Genomic DNA, 20,155 nt, shown 5'->3' on the forward strand with positions numbered 1-20,155 from the left:
ATAAAAAGATTGATTTCTCCGCAATGTATTAGAGAAGGAGGATGATCATAATTATGGACAGACAATTGGAAGTAGATCAGCATAATCTTGTCTCGGCCTGGCAAGAACGCCTGCCTGCGTTAATGGAGGATGGGGACAGTTTCAATGTACTAGCGGATGATGGTGATCCGAATAGTCTGCTTATTCATTTTAATGCAGCGGGACGTCAAGGGTACTCACTTGATTTTCGTTGCAGGTATGTAGATAGCAGAGAGGTCGCTGTTGATCTGCTTGATGTGGAGCAGAGTGGAATTCATATTGATGAGCATAGTGATGCAGTACAGCTATTAGCACAGCAGTATTCACGACAAATTCACGAATGTGCCCAGGCTCTACAGAGCATGACTAATCCTTAGGAGGAATGAACAATGTCAAAGCCTAAAAGTATACCTGTTCCTGGGGCAGAACCCACAGGAGGTGAGCGCAGAAAGGATCATAATCCTTCAGGACAAGAGCCGCTTTCTGGCTCTAAAAAGGTGAAACAAGCCAATCATGTAGACCATCATAATCCGCAAGGATAACAAATAAAAACAATAAGAATTATAAAGAAGTGTTTCTTGATTTTTACAAATAGTTTATCATTAAGGGGGGGAGATTTTTTTTACATGGGAGAGGAGAAAAATAATGAACAAAAAATGGGGTTTATCGGCTGCGGCACTGTTGCTTACAGCAGCAGTAATTCTGCCGGGATGTGGAAGTAAACAGGAGGCACCAAAAGAGGCCTTAAAATCAGCCGCTACAAAAGCGACTACGATGTCTTCGTATGAGATGAAGAGTAAATTCTCGATTAATGATCTAACTATCGAGACCGCTGATGCTGAATCTGCTGCAATGACCACACAGGTACTCAGCATGCTTAAGAATGCTGATATCACCATCGACGGGGTTTATCAGGCTGATCCAATGCAGACAGAGCTAACTATGGTTCTGAATCTCAAGGGCGATATGAGCATGAGCTTCAATGTCCCTATGGTGATGACTACTGAGAAGTTGTATGTTAAGATTCCATCGATTCCGTTCTTCCCGATTCCGGAGACAATCGTTAATAAGTTTGTAGAGGTGGATCTGAAGGCGTTGGCAGAGCAAGAGGGTGCCGAGTTTAATCCTAGCTCTCTTGATACACAGAAAATGCAAAAATTCTCTAATGAAGTGTTGGACACTGTACTAGCTGAATATGATGAAGGAAAGTATTTTAATGAGCTTAGTCCAAAGGACGCAAATTTACCAGAGGGTGTTGAGGCTAAGCAAGTCGTTCAGTTCCAAGTGACAAACGATAATGTTAAAGAAGCAATCACCATCTTTGTGAATAATGCCCTGCCTAAAATCATTGATATTGTGAGCAAGGAAGAATACAAGGATATGCTGCAAATTAATGATGCTGATCTGGCTAAGGCTAAAGAAGAGATCACATCAAGTGAAACTAGAACCGAATTCGATAAGAGCTTGGCCGATCTTGATAAGTATCTTACGATTAATCAGTTCCACTACAATACAGCGATCAATAAGGACGGATTCCCTGTGTATCAGGATTTATTGATGGATATTAAAGTAAATGATCCGGAAGATGGCACGAACGTAGCTTTCTCTGTAAACGGAACGGGTCAATATAACAAGATTAACGAGAAGCCTGAGTTCAAAATTGGCATTCCTCAAGGCGATGATGTAATTACAATGGATCAACTAGAGGAGCAATTCGGTAGCGTGGGGACTTATTAATAAGAAGTTATGAGAGAAAGACCCGCATGCTGCGTATGATATACGCCCATGCGGGTCTTTTTTATCAGAAGAATAAGTTTCTAATCCTGAAGTAGTCATTTGAAAGCTATTTAAGATCATCCGGCAGCAAATCTTCGGCCAATATTGCGTAGGTTTGATGATCCTGCCACTGTCCGTTTATTTTGAGATACTGGCGGGCGACACCTTCAGGTTTAAATCCGCTCTTCTCCAGCACTCTCCGGGAAGCCTCATTATGAAATAGAATAGCTGCCTGAACCCTATGAAGACCTAAGGCTCGAAAAGCGTAGCCTAGAATTAATCCGACCGCTGCTGTCATATAACCTTTTCCTTGCATCCGATGATCCATTAAATAGCCTAAATCAGCATATTGAGCTACACCTCTTGAGACATTAGATAGCGTGATTTGGCCTATTAGTTGTCCATCAAGCAGATAGACACCGAACATATAGGCTTTGTCCTCCAGCGCATCCTCCAGACGCTGATTGATGATCCGTTGTTGACTCTCCAAAGTGTAGAATGGCTCATCGCGTTTTGGTTCAAATGGTTCATGTGCCAACCGATTATACAAACGCAGCTCCAGTAAGTTCTCTGCATCCTTTAGCTCTAGTGGAGAAATATAGATGCCTTGTGAGGTATGGTATAAAGTAAGGGTCATTTCAGGATTCTCCTTTTATAAAATAAGGACGCCGAAGGCGTTTATGCTTGTTTCGATGGTTTTTGACGTAAACGACGAAAGAATGAGGTCAGTAGGTCTGCACACTCTTCTTGTAAAATTCCCTGAATGATTTCGGTACGATGATTAAACCGAGGCTCTTCAAGCAAATTCATGAGGGTACCAGCACATCCAGCCTTAGGATCAGGAGTACCGTACACAGTGAGAGGTACTCTTGATTGCACAATCGCCCCTGCGCACATTGGACAAGGCTCTAAAGTAACATACAGCTGGCAATCCAGCAGTCGCCAGGAATTCATGATTTTGCTGGCTTCACGAATAGCAACCATTTCTGCATGAGCTGTAGAATCCATTGTTGTTTCTCTTAAATTGTATCCACGTCCTATAATTTCACCGTGACGTACGATGACAGCCCCAATAGGAACTTCTCCTAAGGCTTCAGCTTTAAGGGCTTCTGCTATCGCCTGCCTCATCCAATGTTCATGAACCGCTTCCATATCATCTAGCGATTCACCTGCTTTAATATTCAAAATCATCTTCCCTTTCTTTATATCCATTGTACAACGAACAAATATTCGTTCTTAACAAAATGTGCATAACTCTGTGGATAACCGCCTACTTATACACATTTTTGTACACACCGTTCTATAATAAAATGTTCATATGTGCATAAGCTGTGGATGGTTTCTTAAAATATAAAGAATTATAAGTTTCACGCTATACTAAATCCTTATATTTCGCGCTTAAACAAGGACGCCGAAGGCGTTTATACTTGTATATTGTAGAGAAAGTCCTTTTGAATTTCAATATTTCTTGAATTGGAATGCTTCATTGAAATGTCTTTTCAAATGTGAGGGCAAAAGGTATGATGTTTATTGTAGGCCCCGCAAGGATTTACCAGTGGATAAGAGGTGAACAAACAGTTTGTCCATAAAGACAAAACTATCTGCTATCATTTTTGGGGCGGTGTTGCTAATTTTAGCACTGAACCTGACATTTAACCTTTATGCCGCCCAAAACAATCTACGGAATGAAAGCATTAATAATATGCAACTAACCGCTATGCAAATGGCCGTTTCTGTAGAACAAAGTAACTATAGCTCTAACTATGTAGAATATCAAATCGCGCATAATTTAAGGATGGCGGCTATCTTTGCCTCCGAGGAACTGGACCCAGACTATAAGAATGTGACGAACGAAGAACTTAAGGCCCTAACTACCAAGGTGGGCGTGTCTAATATTTCAATTCTGGTAAAGACTGATAACGATGTCGTAGTAGCAAGGTCTTCGGTACCTAGTGATATTGGGATGTCCACAAAGGACTGGGGCTACTGGTATCTGGCCTTTTTGGAGTTGTTCGATAATCATGAGGTATCCGTGGGTCGGGGACAGGCTCTGGATCATTTTTGGTCAGGCCCATTTGAATATTCAACCTACAATCCCGATTTCATTGAGAAGTGGGGTTATTATCGTAATGAAGAGAGCAACTACATCATCAATCCTGTTATTCTCAATACTGAGGCCAGCGATTACGTCAAAATCACTAATCCCGACCAAATCGCAGCAAGAACCAAAGAAGCTAATCCAGGGATTTTAGAACTGACAGGATTTAACCCAGGAACATTTGGTTCTACAAGCATGAAGGCTGACGGAAGCGACACACAGAATAAGAAGCTAGGTAACCGCCCCATTAAGTACGGCACCTATACTTATGGCAATCCGGAGCGGGATAGAGCGGCGATTCTATTAGCTCAAGAGAAGCAGAAGCCGGTTACACTGGAGATGAAAGTACATGGAGAAAGAGTGCTCAAAAGCTACATCCCTATCCAATCTCCTGGACTGAAAGCTTACGTGATTGGGGTCGTTTTGGATTACTCCGTGATTTCATCTGTGGTTCATGAACAATTAATTAATAATCTGACAACGTCACTGTTATTGCTTACATTATTCTTGTTATGTAGTTACATACTGTCTGGATTTGTTACTCGTCCCATTCAGGCGATACTTGCCAAAGTGAACGATGTAGCCAAAGGGAAATTCGAGCCTCCACTTAAGGTAACAAGCCGGGATGAATTAGGGCAATTGGCACTGCGAATCAATGCTATGACGGCTCACCTCATGCAGCGCACCAATCGACTCAAACAGACACTGGAAGAGAACCGAGCGGTTAAGGAGCATTTGGAATCCGTCATTAACGGAACCTCTGATGCGATTCATACGATCGATATGGATGGGCGAATTACTAGTACGAATAGAGCCTTCGAAGAACTGTATGGATGGAGTGCTAAAGAGGTGCTGGGCAATATGCCTTACCTTGTGCCTGCGCCAGCACTTAAGCAGGAGGAAGAGCGGCTTAATGCGTTAAAGAGTGGTGCGGTTCTACCACCGATTGAAACCGTAAGACTTAAACGTGATGGAACAATAGTTGAGGTTAGTGTTAGTACCTCAGTGATTCGTGATGAAGAGGGGTATCCTCATTCCTTTATTCACGTTTCACGTGATATGACAGAGCGTAACCGAATGGAGGAACTGCTTAGACGCTCTGAGAAGCTGACTACTGTAGGCCAATTAGCCGCGGGAGTAGCCCATGAGATCCGTAATCCTCTTACGACGCTAAAAGGATTTCTGCAGCTTCAACAAGAGAAGCAGATTTTGGTTCCACTTCATATTGAACTGATGTTGTCCGAGCTCGAACGGATTAATCTGATCGTAAGTGAATTTTTGATTTTGGCCAAGCCTCAAGCTGTTCATTTCCAGGAAAAAGATGTGCGGGACATCCTTGGGGATGTGGTTTCTCTATTAGACAGCCAAGCTCATTTGTTTGGGATTCAGTTTAGTGCCATGTTCTCTGAACATCCATCTACCGTACATTGTGAAGTAAATCAGCTAAAGCAGGTGTTTATTAACATTGTCAAAAATGCAATTGAAGCTATGCCTGATGGTGGTGTGATTTCAATGGAGTTAAGAAATACCTTGGATTCTGTCTTTATTTTGATTTCAGATCAAGGCGAAGGAATTCCTAAGGATATGTTGCCTAAGCTGGGTGAACCCTTCTTTACCAATAAGGAGTCGGGCACAGGCCTAGGGCTAATGATTAGCCAACGTATTATTCAGGCTCATAAGGGTCATTTGGAAATACAAAGTGAAGTGGGTCAAGGGACAACAGTTATGATCAAGCTGCCTGCAGCGGGTGCGGTTACCCCTTGGATTAATATTAAGGATGAACGGAGTGAAGGACAACGTGAGAATTAATAAATTCATCAGTGAGACAGGTTACTGTTCACGCCGTGAAGCAGACAAGCTGGTGGAAGGTGGTAGAGTTACGATCAACGGAGAACCTGCTGTGCTTGGCAGTCAGGCCGTTCCGGGTGATGATGTGCGAATAGACGGTGTAGCGCTTGAAACATCAAGCCAGACGGTTTACATTGCGTTAAACAAGCCAGTGGGTATCACTTCAACTACAGAGCAGCATATTAAGGGCAATATTGTCGATTTTGTAGGTCATCATGAGCGAATATTCCCGATTGGTCGGCTCGATAAGGATTCAGAAGGATTGATTCTGCTTACCAATGATGGGGACATCGTCAACAAGATTTTACGGGCCGAAGGTCGGCATGAAAAAGAGTATGTAGTTACTGTAGACAGACCGATTACGCCATCCTTTATTACCGGCATGTCCAGCGGCGTAAAGATATTGGGTGAGAAGACGCTACCTTGTGAGGTCACTCGTATTACAGAGCGTGTATTCCGTATTATTTTGACTGAGGGTAAGAATCGGCAGATCCGCCGGATGTGTAGCGCTTTTGGCTACGAGGTTAGAAAGCTGCAACGCATTCGGATTATGAATATTCGTCTAGGGGCATTACAAACAGGAGAATGGCGTGAGTTGTCTGCTGAAGAGAAGCAAGAACTTGGAGCTACACTGAATTACGAACTTCTATAGCTTAGAAGAGCCTAGATTTGAATACTATTTATCAAAAAAAGAGCTGTTCCATCGGTCTTAGACCTTGGAACAGCTCTTTATGCTTTGTAATAGGACAACCATTATTCATCGGTAGGAGCTATACCTGAGAACTCTTTGGTTTCTTGATATTTACGAATAATGGACACTTCAACTCGGCGGTTCTTACTTCGTCCAACAGCTGTAGTATTTTCAGAAATGGGGTGGTATTCCCCGTATCCAATTGCACTAAATTTCCTTGGATTTAGATTTGTATTTGTTAGCAAGATCTTCATGAACTGAAGGGCACGATCGGCGCTGAGGTCCCAGTTGGAAGAATAGTCGCTATTAGAGATAGGAATATTATCTGTATGTCCTTGCACGACTACATCATAATCCGGGAATTGCTGCAGCATGGTTGAGATGGACTTTGCTAATTGCCGAGATTCATCTTTAACTACAGCCTGTCCGGAAGCGAACAACGCGTTATCGCTTATCGTAATCATAAGCTGAGACTGATTGAGCTTAGTACTGAGCAGATCAGTAAGACCGTTTTTGCCAATATATTGATCAAACTGCTTCTTGAGCTTCTCTAAATCCTCTTGTTCCTTTTGCCGCAGTTTAGCCATTTCTGCTTCTTCATTTTTCTTGGTTACTGATTTATCCATTTGATCATTTTTTCCTAGATCCTCTTGACTCTTAGATGGCATTGCCGCCCGCTCTTCAAGAATACCTGTGCCCCCATTAAGGGCGGAACTGAAGGCTTGACTCATCTCTTCGAATTTTTTGGCATCCGTTGCACTCATAGAATACATTACGATGAACAAGGCCACCAGAAGGGTCATGAGATCAGAATAAGGTAGTAGCCACGATTCATCGGCGTGTTCTTCATGCTCTTCGTGTCTAGTCTTTTTGCTCACCCGATCCACTCTCCTTCTCATCATTTAACTTAGCTCGTTCCGAAGGTGTTAGGAAGACAGCAAGCTTCTGATTGATGGCAATAGTGGATACACCGGATTGTATGGACAATAGACCTTCGACCATCATCATTCGAACTTCAATTTCTCGTTTGGAAAGTCGTTTCAGCTTATTGGCAATAGGATGCCATAATACGTAACCTGTAAAGATACCGAGTAGTGTTGCGATGAAGGCCGCCCCGATTGCTGCAGCCAATTTGTTCATATCACTCATATCAGCTAGCGCGGCGATAAGCCCGATAACGGCCCCGAGTACGCCAAGTGTAGGAGCATACATACCTGCTTGTGAGAAAATGAGTGCGCCTGCTTTATGTCTATCCTCTGTGGCGTGGATATCCTCCATGAGAACATCACGGACAAATTCCTGATCATTTCCATCAATAATCATCCGCATGCCATTTCTGAGGAAGTTATCTTCTATTTCATCGACTTTAGACTCGAGAGCCAGCAGACCTTCACGCCGTGTAATAGACGCCCATTCCATGAACATAGTAATTAATTCGGGTTTACTGATTAATTTCTTTTTGACAAAAATCATTTTAAACAGACTTGGAATCTTCTTGACCTCCGAGAACGGAAAGGCCATAAAGATGGAAGCTGCCGTACCTACTAAGATAATAACGTAGGCGGCGGGTGTGGCTAAAGCGTGAAGAGGAGCGTGCTTGAGGATCATACCCCAAATTACTGCAACTAGACCAAAAATTAAACCGAGTATTGTTGAAATTTCCATTATGCACCTCGTCCATGAGATTATAAGATGTGTTCCGACAAAGCCGCGTATATCATCCTTGAAACAGCGGCAAGGCACTCTGTACGAAACCGAATAACGTATATTCTTATTTATCGACATCATTCCGTTTTTTGTGAAGTCATTTTTTCGGCTATAATGGATAAGGTAAGTAATTATTCATCTGTGGAGAAAACGGAGTGATACATGTGGGTGTGAAGCATGGTAGAGATTACGGTGAAATCTTAACGGATTTGACCGAGGCTGTCGGACGAATTTCCGATGGGTACTTATTTTTTGAAATGGATCCGGAAGAGTGGCAAGAATTGCCGCAGGAATCCAAGCTGGAGGTATGGGAGGCACTGGCTGAGGATCTTTTCTTCGCGCTGGGTAATGAACCTATGATTGAGGTGGGGAGCGGCGTTATCATATACGATAAAGACACGCACCGCATTAATATTTTAGTCGGAGAAGAGGATTTAGCCTCTGTTATTTTGATTTAAGAAGAGGTTGCGGTAGGAGTAATTTGCCCGTAGTTAGTAGCCCGTGTTAAAATTGGTATAGCCGAGTTATAATCGCTGGGATTCTTGAATACATTTAATCGAAAATATTGCCTTTATCCTGGCACATCCCTTGGACCTCAGAAGCTAAGGGATGTTTTGTTTAACGAATAAGACGAGTAAAGGGACCTGCGGATTTTACTGCAATTTCTAGTAAGGGAGGAAACGAATTGTTATTTACGGAAGAAGAACTGCGTGAACAGATCAGCAAGCTGGAAGGTTGGAAGCTGGAAGAGAATACCATGGTGCGAAAATATATGTTCAGCCAATATATGAAGGGTATTGCTTTCGTTGATGAAGTAGCGACCATTTCAGAAGCCTTTGATCACCATCCACATATTACGATTGATTATAAGACAGTGACTTTACGACTGAAATCAAATGAGGAAGACGGTATTACAGCTCTAGATATTCGAGAGGCACATGAATTTAATGAAGCCTTTGAGAAAAATCGTTAGTGTCACCCAAACTCATAAATAAACGCCCGTGCACAGATAGTAAACTATCTTCTGGCACGGGCGTTTTTAGTTGCTTAGGTAGATTATTTTTTCTCTGAGAGCCAGAGGGCGACGTTGGCAATCTCCTCGGGGGCCAACTTCTCCTTAAAGGAAGGCATTTGACCGCGTCCTTTAGTGACGATGCTGTAGATTCCTTCAGCATCATGCTGACTACCTTCATTTTGAAGGCTAGGTCCAACTCCACCTTGAAGCTGATCGCCGTGACAGGTGATACAGCTGGCTTTCACGGTTGCTTCCGCTTTTGCCGCATCCAATTGAACTTCCGGCATCGTGGGCTTATTCTGTTCAGCTACCTCTTCTTTACCTGGAAGTGTAAACATAAGTACTACCGCAAAGGCACAGGCGGCAAAAAACAAACCGCTCATGATCCATTTCTGCATCCCAGTTCGTCCCTTCTATGTAAGCTGCTCCCTACATTATAGCTCAAGGTGAAGCGTTATCATAGGGTTTGTGACAAAAAAATGAACGATAATGCCATCAACTCATTGAAAAATATGGAATTTAATATTATTTATCATAGACCATGCAATAAAAAGGTTTGTTTCCTGTGGGAGTTAGGCGCTCATACGTATCTGTAATCGTAAAACCACACTTTTGGTAAGTTCGGATCGCCCGCTGGTTCCAGGTCAATACCTCTAGATCAATCTCACGCTCAGGATAACGAATCAAGGCGGCTTGCACGATCGCATCTACGAATAGTTTTCCTAAACCTTGGCCACATAGATCGGGGTGCATGCCAATTCCCAAACGAACAACACCTTCCATTGGAAACAATTGCGCGAATCCGCACAAAGTGCCTTGCCCATTTAATATAGAGACATATTGCTCATTCCGTAGCTGAGGGTCACCGAACTCAATTTCAAGAGCCTGCATTTGCTCCCAGGGCATCCAGCCATAAATATCATAGGGGGCAGTGTAATCCCAGTTGCAAATCTCTTCCGCATGACTGGTCTCCATAGGCGCTACATGAAAAGTAACAGAGGGATTTATCATAAGGTCAAAGACCTCCTTTCACGGGGGTGTTAACTCAAAATATAAAAAAGTAGTTTCACACCATACTATATGTCTTAGATTTTTCGCTTAAAACGCTCACTGTCGATATAAGGTCACCGAAGGCGGTTATGCTTGTAGCTAATTATATACAAAAAGAGGGATAGTCAACTCAGAAACTTTATGAGAATTATTGTTTTACAAATTCTGAGAGGGGTAATTATTAAATAAGACAAAAAACAAGCTCTTCCCCAAGAATTAACATCTTGGAAAAGAGCCTATGTACGATTTACTTATTGAACATCATCATTATCTTCTGTCTCAGAAGCAACAGAATGATAAGCATCCGTGCTCATAATTCGTTTAGCACCGATGTAGCGTTTCACGTAGTAGCTATCACTCAGGGAGCTAATCGTTACACCGCGAGAGGAAGATGCATGTGCAAACTTGCCTTCACCGACGTAAATACCGACATGGGAGACACCCTTACCACTTGTATTGAAGAATACAAGATCTCCAGATCTTAAATCATCCTGGGAGATAGCAGTACCCATTTGATACTGGGAACCTGATTGGTGTGGTAGGTTGATACCGATTTTATCAAACACATACATTGTAAATCCGGAGCAATCAAATCCATTTGTGGAGATGCCGCCGGATACGTACTTACTTCCGATGGTCTTGTCGATCACTTTATCCATTTTGGAATCGGCGAAAGCGCTTCCTGCTCCGATGGTGAAGATAATGGAAAAGCTAAGTACTGCTGCTGCTAGCTTCTTCTTCAAAAGTGTATACCCCTTCCGGATGCCTACGAGGTTAGCTTAAGGGTTCGGTTGAAGGTCCCCTATGACCCCTCTAAAAATGGAGGTCAATTCACCCAAAGTTGGTTCCCCCGTTTCCCTAATAGTTAGGAAACTCGGCTCAAACTGTTGATTAGGAATAGCTTGTAATCAATACATGACAAAACCTTTGTAAATAATAACTTAATGATTACAAAAATGTTACTAAAATCTTACTGCAGTTATTGTAACAAAGAGAATGTCGCTTGGCAATCGTTTTTAACATAATCATGCAGAAAAATTCGTATTTTTAAAGACAAATTGCATATGTAAGCGATAATATTAAACTAATTTTTATATTTATTGAAATTTTTATCAAATAAAAGTGTTTAAAGTCCGTTCTAGTGGTGTAAAGAATAGAATAAGGCAAAAGAAAACCTGGATTCGATTAAGGTAATAATCAAATCCAGGTCTATATAATTGTAATTGTGAGGTTATAGTTGTGGGGAAGTATTAATCGTAGGCTACAGCTTGATATGATGTAGTACTCATTACTCTTTTAGCGCCAACGTAGCGATTGGCCCAGTAGGACTGGCTAAGTGAAGTGATAGTCACTCCATATGAAGAGGATGATTGTGCGAATTTTCCGTTTCCAACATAAATACCGACATGGGATACGCCATTGCCCAATGTGTTAAAGAAAACCAAGTCACCTGAACGCAATTTACTTTTAGCTACAGGAGTTCCGACATTATATTGAGCTTTTGAAGTACGGGGCAAAGAAAGGCCCACCTTCTTGTATACATACGTAGTGAATCCAGAACAGTCAAACCCGGCAGTGCTAGTACCTCCGGTTTTATAGGCAACTCCAATAGTCTTTGAAATAACACTGTCCATTTTAGAGTCTGCAAAGGCACTTCCTCCACCAATAGAGAATGCCATCACAAGTCCTAGCGCCGCAGCGACGCATGCTTTTCTTAAGTTCTTCAAAAAAATTGTACCCCTTCCAATGCCTGTGAGGTTAGCTTAAGGATTCGGTAGAAGTTTCCCTATGATCACTGCAAAGCGAGATCAATTCACCCAAAATATGGTTCCCCCACTTCCCGGTGCAAGGAATTCGGCGTTTTATGCACCAGACAGTGACTTATCGACAAGATTACGATAAATACATGAAGTTATGTAGAAATCGTTTCAAATGATTACAAACTTGTTACCAATGGAACAGGACTTATTGTAACAAAGTCTTTATGATTTTGCAAATCCTCATAATTTGTCTATAACGCGAAAGAGTCCCAGCTCCTGATTTAGGAACCGGGACTCTTATATTATGTGTTGTAAGGCTTTAAATTATTGTGGAAATGCTTTACTGCACCATAGATGATATTGAGCGGAAATTCCCCACATTTTGAAGAGTGTAGAAGGCAATGGGGAGATTTGACGTATGATCAGCGCTGGCAGACCAGGGCAGAAGAGACCGGTAAGTCCGCACACTAGCAGAAGGATCAGACCCGCTGCACCAAGTATGATTGAAATTCCTATTGCTGGAATCAGCGACTTTAAGCAGATGAATAGGGAGGAGAACATCCCCGTACCACTGGTATAACCAAACTGCATATATAGAAGGAACAGGCGCACGATAAAAATGTATATAAGCCATGCCAATACGTATGGAACTAGATGAAGTAACAAAGAGTAGTTCAGAAAGGAGGTTAAGAACAGCCCGTACATTTTTGGAGCAAGCCAATATAACGGAAGTAGAGCCAGTACCCATTCGATCAGACTGAAGATAAACACTGGAAATCCATAACGCTTCATGCCGGGAAAAAAGAATAGGCCACGCTCTCCTTTTCGCTCCTGATGGAGTTCATGCAGTAATCCGGCCCTTATGAAGGGCGAGAGTAGCAACCGCAACACAACAAGCCCTAGGAACATCCATAACCAAGTACGTATCGCAGGATCTGTGTTCAAGCTGAACTGTCCTTCGACATAATAGAGTAGTCTGCCCATTCCGCTGCCGCCAGCAGCTTTATCTGGATAGCGTAGTAGAATTGGAACGATAGCAGACCGGATGAAACCGTACATAAAGTAGCCCCAGAGCAGTCGGTAGATGAAGAGCAGAATCAGAATATAAAATTGCTCCTTCATGCTTTGCCAGCCGCGGGTTATCGATGTTCTCACAATCATTCACCTCACCAGACAAGAGTTCCGAGCACGGTTTCAACTAGTTTAGTTACACTTAAAGTCCAGCGGGAAAGTGTTTTGGGCTCTATTTCCGCCAGTCTGAAGTTATTAAGATGTTTGTTTTCTAAAAGAACGGTATGCTCAGGATCAATCTCAGCAGAGAGGAGAAGATTATCGCTTAACAACTGGAATGTAGTCTCTGCTCCTTCACCGTTCCAGACCCGCTCTGCCGCAGAGCCATCTGCGAATGTGAATTTAATGGGAACGTCCACGTAATGGCTCCCTTTGTTTGTAATCTTTACTATGGATTCGTAGCTCTGAGCATCGCTGCTGCCGTTCTTTTTAATCGTAATCGTATCTATTGAGAAATCAGGAGCACCACCACCATAAACATAATCTTCGAAATAAGGCTGCCATGATTTTTTGGTTACCTTCTCAACGACTTTTTGAAAATCAGACGTAGTGGGATGCTGGAAACGGAATTTACGTGCGTAAGTGGACATGATGCTGTTCATTGCTTTAGTGCCTACTTGGCGTTCGATATCCTTAAGTACTAGCTTTCCGCGAATATATACATTTCGGCTATACGATTCTGCCCCATCATATTTCCATGTCTCTAAGTTAAGTGGCTCTGATTTGGTCACCAAGCTGGACTGCAGAGGGAGATTAGTTTTTATACCGTATTCTTGCTCCATGAGTCTGTCTTCAGCGTAAGAAGTGAAGCTTTCATCTAGCCAAGCCTCCTCGAATTCATTGCTGGCTATCATACCGTAGAAGTATTGATGGCCAATTTCATGAACGACGGTTCTTTCAAGTGAGGTGTCAGGAGATGAGTCAGTGGCTCCAAATGCTGTAACGAGTGTAGGATACTCCATTCCTCCAGCCCCATTGCCCTCCTTAGGTGGAACGATAATAGACAGAGTCGAGTAGGGATAAGGACCATACCATTTGCTGAAGTAGGTCAGGGCAGCCTTAGCGGCCTGAAGGTATCGTTCCTTTAAGTCTTTGTGCAATGGATCGAGATACACCTTAATCCGTACACCAGGTACTTCTGGCGTAGAGAAGGCTTCTTCTGCTACTGTAAAATCAGGGGAAGCGGCCCAAGCAAAGTCATGGACATCGTCAGCGTAGAACTGATATATTTTTTGATCTTGTTTCAGCTTGGCATTCTTTACAGGAAATCCAGTCGCAGCTACCGTATAGTCGGAAGGAACCGCAATCGTTACATTATAGATGCCAAAATTGCTGTAAAACTCAGAGGTGCCGTGATACTGATGCAAATCCCAGCCTTCTTCCTTAACCCCACGTGTGCCCTTAGGCTCGTATACACTAAGCTTAGGGAACCATTGCCCAGCCATCACGAAATTCCCTGATACGCCCATACGGGCAAATATTTTGGGAAGCTGGACCTCGTACTTGAGTTTAAGTGTGACACTCTCTCCGCCATTAACTGGCTGTGGGAGATGTACCTTTAGGAGTGTCTTGTCGTTGACGTTACCATCATCGGGTTGTACAAATTGCACTCTTTGCATTAGTGATGTTCCTTCTGTTGTGCGCAGATCGGTTAAAGTCATACTTCCGAAGCCATTCTCTGGCATGGTGTCACCTCGAAGCGTTCCTCCGGATTCCTTCATAAAGGTAGTATCTGGCGAAGCAAAAGCATTTGGATACATATGAAAATACAGATCACTTACTGGTTTTGAACCGGGGTGTGTCCAGGTTACCGTCTCAGAAGCGATTAAAGTTTCTGTATCAGGAACAAGCTGAACATCGATGTGATACTCGACAACGCGTTGGCTTAATGCCTCTTCTGCTGGAACGGGGGCGCTATCAGGCAAAGCCTGCTGTGGTGCAGCTGCAGGAGCTGTGCCGCTTGAGGACTTGGCCTCTTTTGAAACAAAGCTAGTAACAGAAGATGTAGAGTTATCCCCCGAATAGACCCATATTCCTCCTAGTAGCACGAGGGCGGCCAGGGTCGCAAAGATGATGATGTACCTTAATGACAGTGACTTCATACTGTGATTCCTCCCGTGACAAGCATCTACGGGATGTATATGTTTGCAATCGCCGCATTATTAGCTAAAATTAAATTATTCGTAAGAGGAAGGGTGTGCACTCGTGGACAACATACAACCGGAGGGCAAGAAACAGATTGCCTTAAATATTGTGAATGCCAAAAGTAAACATAAAGGCTTTGGAGCGGGCTCTATAGAGCTCAATAACGTATCGCCTGTCATTATTGATGGCGGTGAAGCGGTCATTGATATCGGTGCCATGCATGCCAAGAGTAAGGTTGAAAAGGGTATTAAATTCTCCATGAACCGTGAGGACGTACCTAATGGAAGACAGGTTTGGGTGGTATGGGTAGCAGTGGACCGTACCCAGGATAGTCAATTCTATGGTGGAATAACAGCCTGTGAAATGTGGATCGATACGGAAGCGCGTCGCGGTTGGAAAATTCTCGCCGAGCATGTCAATAAATTGGATGCTGCTCTAAAACGCAAAATCGATGTAGGAGGGCTTGGCGCAGTTGAAAAATCTGCCCTGAAATCCCTATTGATCTCACATAATGAGGCTTGGTGGACTGCGTCCTCCGATGAACTTAAAGCTTCACTGGCCGAGTAGGAACGAATTACCCGGTCAAGATTATCTGATACAGCAAAAAGGCTTCGACATCCTGAAATAGGAGAGTCGAAGCCTTTTTGCTATACATTGAATTAGCTTACAATTTACCTGCCGTACTAAGTTTACGCTTGAGTTGACTTACTCTGGCTTGACTGATCCCGAGGATTTCAGCAAGCTCTTTCTGATTGGCATATGGATGATCTTCTATGGCCCGCTCCAGGCGTTGACACATATCCTCTGTCTTCGTCTTCCGGATCGTGCTGCTGTGCTCTGACACTTCGCTTGCAAAATCCTGGCGCGCCTCCGGCACTTGAGACATGCGTTCAGGATCGGCAATTTCTTTTAGACAGCTACTGCAAATAAATTGCTCTTTATAGTAGGTGACATGGTCGTGGCTTCTGCAAAACGTACATTCTGTCGAGGTGTACTTCCTGAGTATGATGGTGTTATCGTTTAGTATAAAAAATTCGATAGGATCACCAATGTCGATATTACGAGTCATACGGATTTCTGCGGGAACCACAATTCTCCCAAGACTGTCTAAACTCCGGATCATGCCTGTATCCTTCATCCCATGTCCCTCATTTACATCTTTATATTTTGGTTGCTAATAACTATTATAGCAGTAATTGTGAGTTAAGAGAATGGGGTGAATACAATTAATAAAGCGGTTACAACCTATATGGGAGAAGTGAAAACCGAGTTTGGCCATGCTATGGATTTTACAATGAATAAGTAATAAAAAAAGAAAAACCTCTTCATTAGATGAAGAGGTTAATTCAACCACCAGCGTTTAATATTGTTCCACAGGGAACGACTTTCTTCAGCAGGATCTACTTTGCTTTGCACATCATCGACGGCGGGAGCTTTGCCATGTTGATCACAGTATTCAGTGGGCTCAGTCCCACTAATGAAAGTCTCCAGTTCTTTTTCGGGACAGGCTGCTGTAGCTAGCTTGCCGGATTGCGGATTGATGTAAACACTCACCACGCCATCTGGAATGGGAAAAATCTTAGGCGGGATATTTTCCAGCGCTTTTTCAGTAAACTCCGCAAAAATTGGAGCTGCCCGTCGACCGTCGGTAGTTGTGATGTCGCGCCCCTTGTCATATCCAACCCAAACTGCAGTGGATAGCTCGGGAGTGAAGCCTACCATCCAGCCGTCTGTATCCGTAGTTCCGGTCTTGCCGGCTACCGGACGTTTGATTATAGAAGCTACGCGATTTCCTGTTCCCCCAGTCTCAAATACCCCCTCCATTAAACGGGTCAGCACATAGGCGGCAGAAGGCTCTACAACGGCTTCACCCTTTGGCTGTGGTGCTTCATACAGCACCATACCATTGGAATCCGTTATTTTTAGAATGGCTGTGGTTGGCATTTTCTGACCACTGTTTCCAATAACAGCGAAGGCCGCGGCCATTTCTAACGGACTGATCGGTGAGGTGCCGAGTGCCAGTGACGGCACGCTTTGAAGCGGACTATCAATGCCCATCTTGGCTGCCATCTCGCTCACTTTATCCGCGCCGATCTTCATGATCGTATTCACAGCATAGATATTGTCGGATGCTGCAATGGCTTGCCGCATATTGATTTCGCCCAGGTACTTATCCCCGAAGTTCCGAGGCTGGTAGGTTTTGCGATTGTTATCATAATGGAACATCGTTGGCTGGCTTTTGAAAACGGAAAGACCAGTCATCTCTTTAGAAGAGAGTGCGGCTAAATACATGATGGGCTTAAAGGACGAGCCAGGCTGACGTGTGGTGGCCAGTGCATGATTGTATTGGTTGGTGCGATAATTTTTTCCGCCGACCATTGCTTTGATGTAGCCGGTGCGAGGATCGATGGATACAAGTGCGGTTTCCAGATCACTTTTTTGATCCATCTCTTTATCGACTGCTTGTTCTGCGGCATGCTGCATGTCAGGGTCAAGGGTAGTGTAAACATTTAGCCCCCCTTGTTCCAGCTCATCACTGCTGATGTGAAGAGATTCTGAGGCCAGATTGCGGATGTAATCTCTGAAATATGGTGCAGCCACAGTGGTATCCTTCTGGCCTTGTGGTTTTAAGTTCAAGTCCTTCTGAACAGCCTGTCCTGCTTCCTCTTGTGTGATTTCTCCTAAATTAGTCATGACGGTTAATATGATTTTTTGGCGCTTTTTAGCGTTGTCTAAATGATTGTACGGTGAATAATAGGTCGGTCCTTTTGGAATCCCGGCTAGCATGGTACTCTCTGCCAAGTCTAAATCCGCTGCAGATTTGCCAAAATACATCTGAGAGGCTGCTTCAATGCCATAGGCACCATGACCATAGTAGATGTTATTTAAATACATGTTCAAGATTTCATCTTTGCTGTATTTCATCTCAAGCTGTATCGTATACAAGGCTTCTTTGGCCTTGCGCGTCCATGTCTTCTCATGGGATAGATAAAGATTTCTCGCGAGCTGCTGAGTTAGCGTACTAGCCCCTTGTGTTCGGTTTCCCTCTTCCAAATTGACGAGTATGGCCCGCGCCATCCCTTTCATATCGAATCCGGAATGCTCGTAAAACTTACGATCCTCAACGGCTAGTGTGGCTTCAATGAGCAGGGGAGAAATTTGACTTAATTTGACCGGCTCACGGCTACGCCCGTCTGAGGTAAAGGTGGCAAGAATATTACCCCTGGAGTCGAGTAGCTTGGAGCGCACATCATCGCCAATGGGGGGGAGATCTTTTTGGTATAGGTAACCGAGCAGAGCTCCCGTGGTCAATAGAAACAATATAATCATAGCTATCAGCAGCCGGAATAAACGGCGGAAGCGGCTTTTTCGTTTGGGTGGATTCGTTGATTCGCGTGTCATGGCACCAGACTCCCTTCTCCTTGTATTATGGGAAAGGAACTGGAAGGATATTCATTGTATAACTAGCCGACCTGTTAAAAGGACTATCCACAGAGGCGATTTAAATAGAAGATGACAAACTGTTTCCATTTTGTGACTATTCAATGGTGGATCATGCGCGCCTCAGGCGGTATAAAAGAGTAGAGCTTGAAAGTAAGGGTATATAGTAATTAGGAGGTGTCATCATGAATTGGACAAAAAAGATTCACAGAACGACAATAACCGCCCTTTCGGCGACGTTAATTATGGTTTCAGGTTGGGGTGCATCAGCTTCTTCAGTACAGGCTGCGGCATCCGCTACGCCAGCGGCTTGCGGCACTGGAGATCATGGGCTACTACAGTCTCTGCAAAACAAGCATTCAGGAGACGTATCCACCCCGCTTACCTTTTCTGATGTTCAGTTTTTAAATGGAGATATCGGACGAGCAGCAGGTAATGGATTTATGATCGGCACTTCTGATGGAGGCTGCAATTTTCAAGAGATTTATGAAGGCCAATGGAGTTTTAAACAGATTGATTTTCCCGATAACGTGCATGGCTTTGCCCTTGCTTCTGTAGAAGACGGTCAAGCCAGATATTTAATTGGCACCTCAAATGGTGGCTCAGAATGGAAAAGACTTTCGAATAAAGCTGTTAGCTTTGAAAGAATCGATTTTATCGACAGTAAGATTGGCTTCGGGTATAACAGTGCATCAACGTATTACACCAAGGACGGGGGACTGAGCTGGAGTAAGATTTCAACCCCATCCAATACACGCGGTGCTTATTTCAGTGATCGTAATACTGGTTGGGCCGTAGTGACTGTGCCTGGAACCGGCTACCGGGTAATGAAGACTACAGATGGTGGTAATACTTGGAGTTTAGCATTGAAGGCAGCCTTTTCCGATCCAGAGTATGGGCAAATCACTGCAAAGGGAGATCAAGTTGATGTGGTTCTCTATGGCGGCTCAGGGATGAGCCAAACCTCATATTCCCTATATACAAGTACGAATAAGGGTAAAAGCTGGAATAGAGTGATTGCTCAGGAAACTGCTGGGGGTGGGCCTGCTCCGGGTAGCGGGAAGGCTCTAGTAAATAAAGGGCCTGCGTCTGGCAGACCAGGAAATTTGGAGTTGGTAGGAAACAGTACGACCTTCTTGGTGGGTTATTCCGACGCAGCGGAAAAAGTAGCGGTAGGACGCTCATATAACGGTGGCAAGCAGTGGACCAATCTTCCGGCGATTGCTGGTTATGACGGGGTAATCTCGTTCACTAGTAATAAAGAAGGTTGGATAGCTATTCGCGAACGCGACTATTCATCGTTATATGTAACTAAAGATGGTGGCGCTTCTTGGGAACTTAGGTTTTCGTTGAAAATTTTGTCCTTGTAATGGGTGGTTAGTATAAGTAGTGAGTGAGTTAACATAGTGTTATAGTCCTCTAAACGGTTCCTAAGGGAGCCGTTTTTTCTGTTAATTATGAGGCTGGTTGCACCCCTGTACAGTTTTACTACATGTTCCAAGTGTGCTTTTATCCATCAATATGGTAAAATTTTA

The 20,155-nt window shown here is 43.6% G+C and carries 21 protein-coding genes and 2 riboswitches; of the genes, 9 read left to right on the forward strand and 12 right to left on the reverse strand.

Annotated elements, in window-relative coordinates:
- The first annotated feature begins 53 nt into the window (after positions 1-53).
- From QNH28_RS00475 to QNH28_RS00485, 3 genes are all read left to right on the forward strand, one after another.
- A complete protein-coding gene (locus tag QNH28_RS00475; RefSeq protein WP_283909723.1) occupies positions 54-395 on the forward strand; it encodes a hypothetical protein in 342 nt (113 codons plus the stop codon).
- Between the two features lie 12 nt (positions 396-407).
- Entirely contained in the window at positions 408-560 is a 153-nt protein-coding gene (locus QNH28_RS00480; RefSeq protein WP_283909724.1) for a small acid-soluble spore protein P, read from the forward strand.
- Between the two features lie 103 nt (positions 561-663).
- Positions 664-1,755 carry a hypothetical protein gene (locus QNH28_RS00485; RefSeq protein WP_283909725.1) on the forward strand — a complete coding sequence of 364 codons (1,092 nt, stop codon included), beginning with the start codon at positions 664-666 and terminating at the stop codon, positions 1,753-1,755.
- Between the two features lie 106 nt (positions 1,756-1,861).
- On the opposite strand, the gene QNH28_RS00490 is transcribed toward QNH28_RS00485, so the two are convergent.
- Together QNH28_RS00490 and tadA are read right to left on the reverse strand one after the other, a co-directional pair.
- Positions 1,862-2,431: a GNAT family N-acetyltransferase gene (locus QNH28_RS00490; RefSeq protein WP_283909726.1), complete on the reverse strand. Its 570-nt coding sequence runs from the start codon at positions 2,429-2,431 to the stop codon at positions 1,862-1,864.
- A gap of 41 nt (positions 2,432-2,472) precedes the next feature.
- A complete protein-coding gene (gene tadA, locus QNH28_RS00495) occupies positions 2,473-2,985 on the reverse strand; it encodes a tRNA adenosine(34) deaminase TadA (protein WP_283911996.1) in 513 nt (170 codons plus the stop codon).
- Between the two features lie 388 nt (positions 2,986-3,373).
- On the opposite strand from tadA, the gene QNH28_RS00500 reads away from it, so the two are divergent.
- Positions 3,374-5,701, forward strand: a complete 2,328-nt coding sequence (locus QNH28_RS00500; RefSeq protein WP_283909727.1) for a sensor histidine kinase — start codon at positions 3,374-3,376, stop codon at positions 5,699-5,701.
- Entirely contained in the window at positions 5,691-6,392 is a 702-nt protein-coding gene (gene rluF, locus QNH28_RS00505; RefSeq protein ID WP_283911997.1) for a 23S rRNA pseudouridine(2604) synthase RluF, read from the forward strand. The genes QNH28_RS00500 and rluF overlap by 11 nt, the downstream gene beginning before the upstream one ends.
- A 101-nt stretch (positions 6,393-6,493) precedes the next feature.
- On the opposite strand, the gene motB is transcribed toward rluF, so the two are convergent.
- Positions 6,494-7,309 carry a flagellar motor protein MotB gene (motB, locus tag QNH28_RS00510; protein ID WP_283909728.1) on the reverse strand — a complete coding sequence of 272 codons (816 nt, stop codon included), beginning with the start codon at positions 7,307-7,309 and terminating at the stop codon, positions 6,494-6,496.
- Positions 7,293-8,096, reverse strand: a complete 804-nt coding sequence (motA, locus tag QNH28_RS00515) for a flagellar motor stator protein MotA (RefSeq protein ID WP_283909729.1) — start codon at positions 8,094-8,096, stop codon at positions 7,293-7,295. The genes motB and motA overlap by 17 nt, the downstream gene beginning before the upstream one ends.
- Positions 8,097-8,302: 206 nt before the next feature.
- On the opposite strand from motA, the gene QNH28_RS00520 reads away from it, so the two are divergent.
- Both QNH28_RS00520 and QNH28_RS00525 read left to right on the forward strand, forming a co-directional pair.
- On the forward strand, positions 8,303-8,596 hold the full coding sequence (locus QNH28_RS00520) for a hypothetical protein (protein ID WP_283911998.1): 294 nt from the start codon (positions 8,303-8,305) through the stop codon (positions 8,594-8,596).
- A 227-nt stretch (positions 8,597-8,823) separates the two neighbouring features.
- Positions 8,824-9,111: a 4a-hydroxytetrahydrobiopterin dehydratase gene (locus QNH28_RS00525; RefSeq protein ID WP_042123209.1), complete on the forward strand. Its 288-nt coding sequence runs from the start codon at positions 8,824-8,826 to the stop codon at positions 9,109-9,111.
- A gap of 83 nt (positions 9,112-9,194) precedes the next feature.
- Here QNH28_RS00525 and QNH28_RS00530 read toward each other — a convergent pair whose 3' ends face one another.
- The 6 genes from QNH28_RS00530 to QNH28_RS00555 all read right to left on the reverse strand — a co-directional run bounded on the left by QNH28_RS00530 (position 9,195) and on the right by QNH28_RS00555 (position 15,136).
- Positions 9,195-9,551: a c-type cytochrome gene (locus QNH28_RS00530; RefSeq protein ID WP_283909730.1), complete on the reverse strand. Its 357-nt coding sequence runs from the start codon at positions 9,549-9,551 to the stop codon at positions 9,195-9,197.
- A gap of 127 nt (positions 9,552-9,678) precedes the next feature.
- Positions 9,679-10,164 carry a GNAT family N-acetyltransferase gene (locus tag QNH28_RS00535; RefSeq protein ID WP_283909731.1) on the reverse strand — a complete coding sequence of 162 codons (486 nt, stop codon included), beginning with the start codon at positions 10,162-10,164 and terminating at the stop codon, positions 9,679-9,681.
- Positions 10,165-10,454: 290 nt separating this feature from the next.
- Complete coding sequence (locus QNH28_RS00540) at positions 10,455-10,946, reverse strand: C40 family peptidase (protein ID WP_283909732.1); 492 nt, start codon at positions 10,944-10,946, stop codon at positions 10,455-10,457.
- Positions 10,947-10,951: 5 nt separating this feature from the next.
- Positions 10,952-11,093: riboswitch (cyclic di-AMP (ydaO/yuaA leader) on the reverse strand.
- A gap of 360 nt (positions 11,094-11,453) precedes the next feature.
- On the reverse strand, positions 11,454-11,882 hold the full coding sequence (locus tag QNH28_RS00545; RefSeq protein WP_283911999.1) for a C40 family peptidase: 429 nt from the start codon (positions 11,880-11,882) through the stop codon (positions 11,454-11,456).
- A gap of 53 nt (positions 11,883-11,935) precedes the next feature.
- Positions 11,936-12,073, reverse strand: a riboswitch (cyclic di-AMP (ydaO/yuaA leader).
- A 214-nt stretch (positions 12,074-12,287) separates the two neighbouring features.
- Positions 12,288-13,118: a hypothetical protein gene (locus tag QNH28_RS00550; protein WP_283909733.1), complete on the reverse strand. Its 831-nt coding sequence runs from the start codon at positions 13,116-13,118 to the stop codon at positions 12,288-12,290.
- Between the two features lie 11 nt (positions 13,119-13,129).
- Positions 13,130-15,136: a M1 family metallopeptidase gene (locus tag QNH28_RS00555; RefSeq protein ID WP_283909734.1), complete on the reverse strand. Its 2,007-nt coding sequence runs from the start codon at positions 15,134-15,136 to the stop codon at positions 13,130-13,132.
- 103 nt (positions 15,137-15,239) lie between these two features.
- Here QNH28_RS00555 and QNH28_RS00560 point away from each other — a divergent pair, with 103 nt between their 5' ends.
- The gene (locus QNH28_RS00560; protein WP_283909735.1) at positions 15,240-15,746 is read left to right on the forward strand and encodes a YwhD family protein; all 507 of its coding nucleotides are present in this window, start codon (positions 15,240-15,242) and stop codon (positions 15,744-15,746) included.
- Between the two features lie 97 nt (positions 15,747-15,843).
- Here QNH28_RS00560 and QNH28_RS00565 read toward each other — a convergent pair whose 3' ends face one another.
- Both QNH28_RS00565 and QNH28_RS00570 read right to left on the reverse strand, forming a co-directional pair.
- Positions 15,844-16,317 carry an AbrB/MazE/SpoVT family DNA-binding domain-containing protein gene (locus QNH28_RS00565; protein ID WP_283909736.1) on the reverse strand — a complete coding sequence of 158 codons (474 nt, stop codon included), beginning with the start codon at positions 16,315-16,317 and terminating at the stop codon, positions 15,844-15,846.
- Positions 16,318-16,520: 203 nt separating this feature from the next.
- Positions 16,521-18,581 (reverse strand): transglycosylase domain-containing protein, encoded by a 2,061-nt coding sequence (locus tag QNH28_RS00570; RefSeq protein ID WP_283909737.1) that lies wholly within the window; start codon positions 18,579-18,581, stop codon positions 16,521-16,523.
- 224 nt (positions 18,582-18,805) lie between these two features.
- Between QNH28_RS00570 and QNH28_RS00575 the strand changes: the two genes are divergently transcribed.
- Positions 18,806-19,990: a beta propeller repeat protein gene (locus QNH28_RS00575; RefSeq protein WP_283909738.1), complete on the forward strand. Its 1,185-nt coding sequence runs from the start codon at positions 18,806-18,808 to the stop codon at positions 19,988-19,990.
- The last annotated feature ends 165 nt before the right edge of the window (positions 19,991-20,155 follow it).

It is taken from the genome of Paenibacillus sp. G2S3 (assembly GCF_030123105.1).
In the GTDB taxonomy this organism is placed as follows: Bacteria; Bacillota; Bacilli; order Paenibacillales; family Paenibacillaceae; genus Paenibacillus_AQ.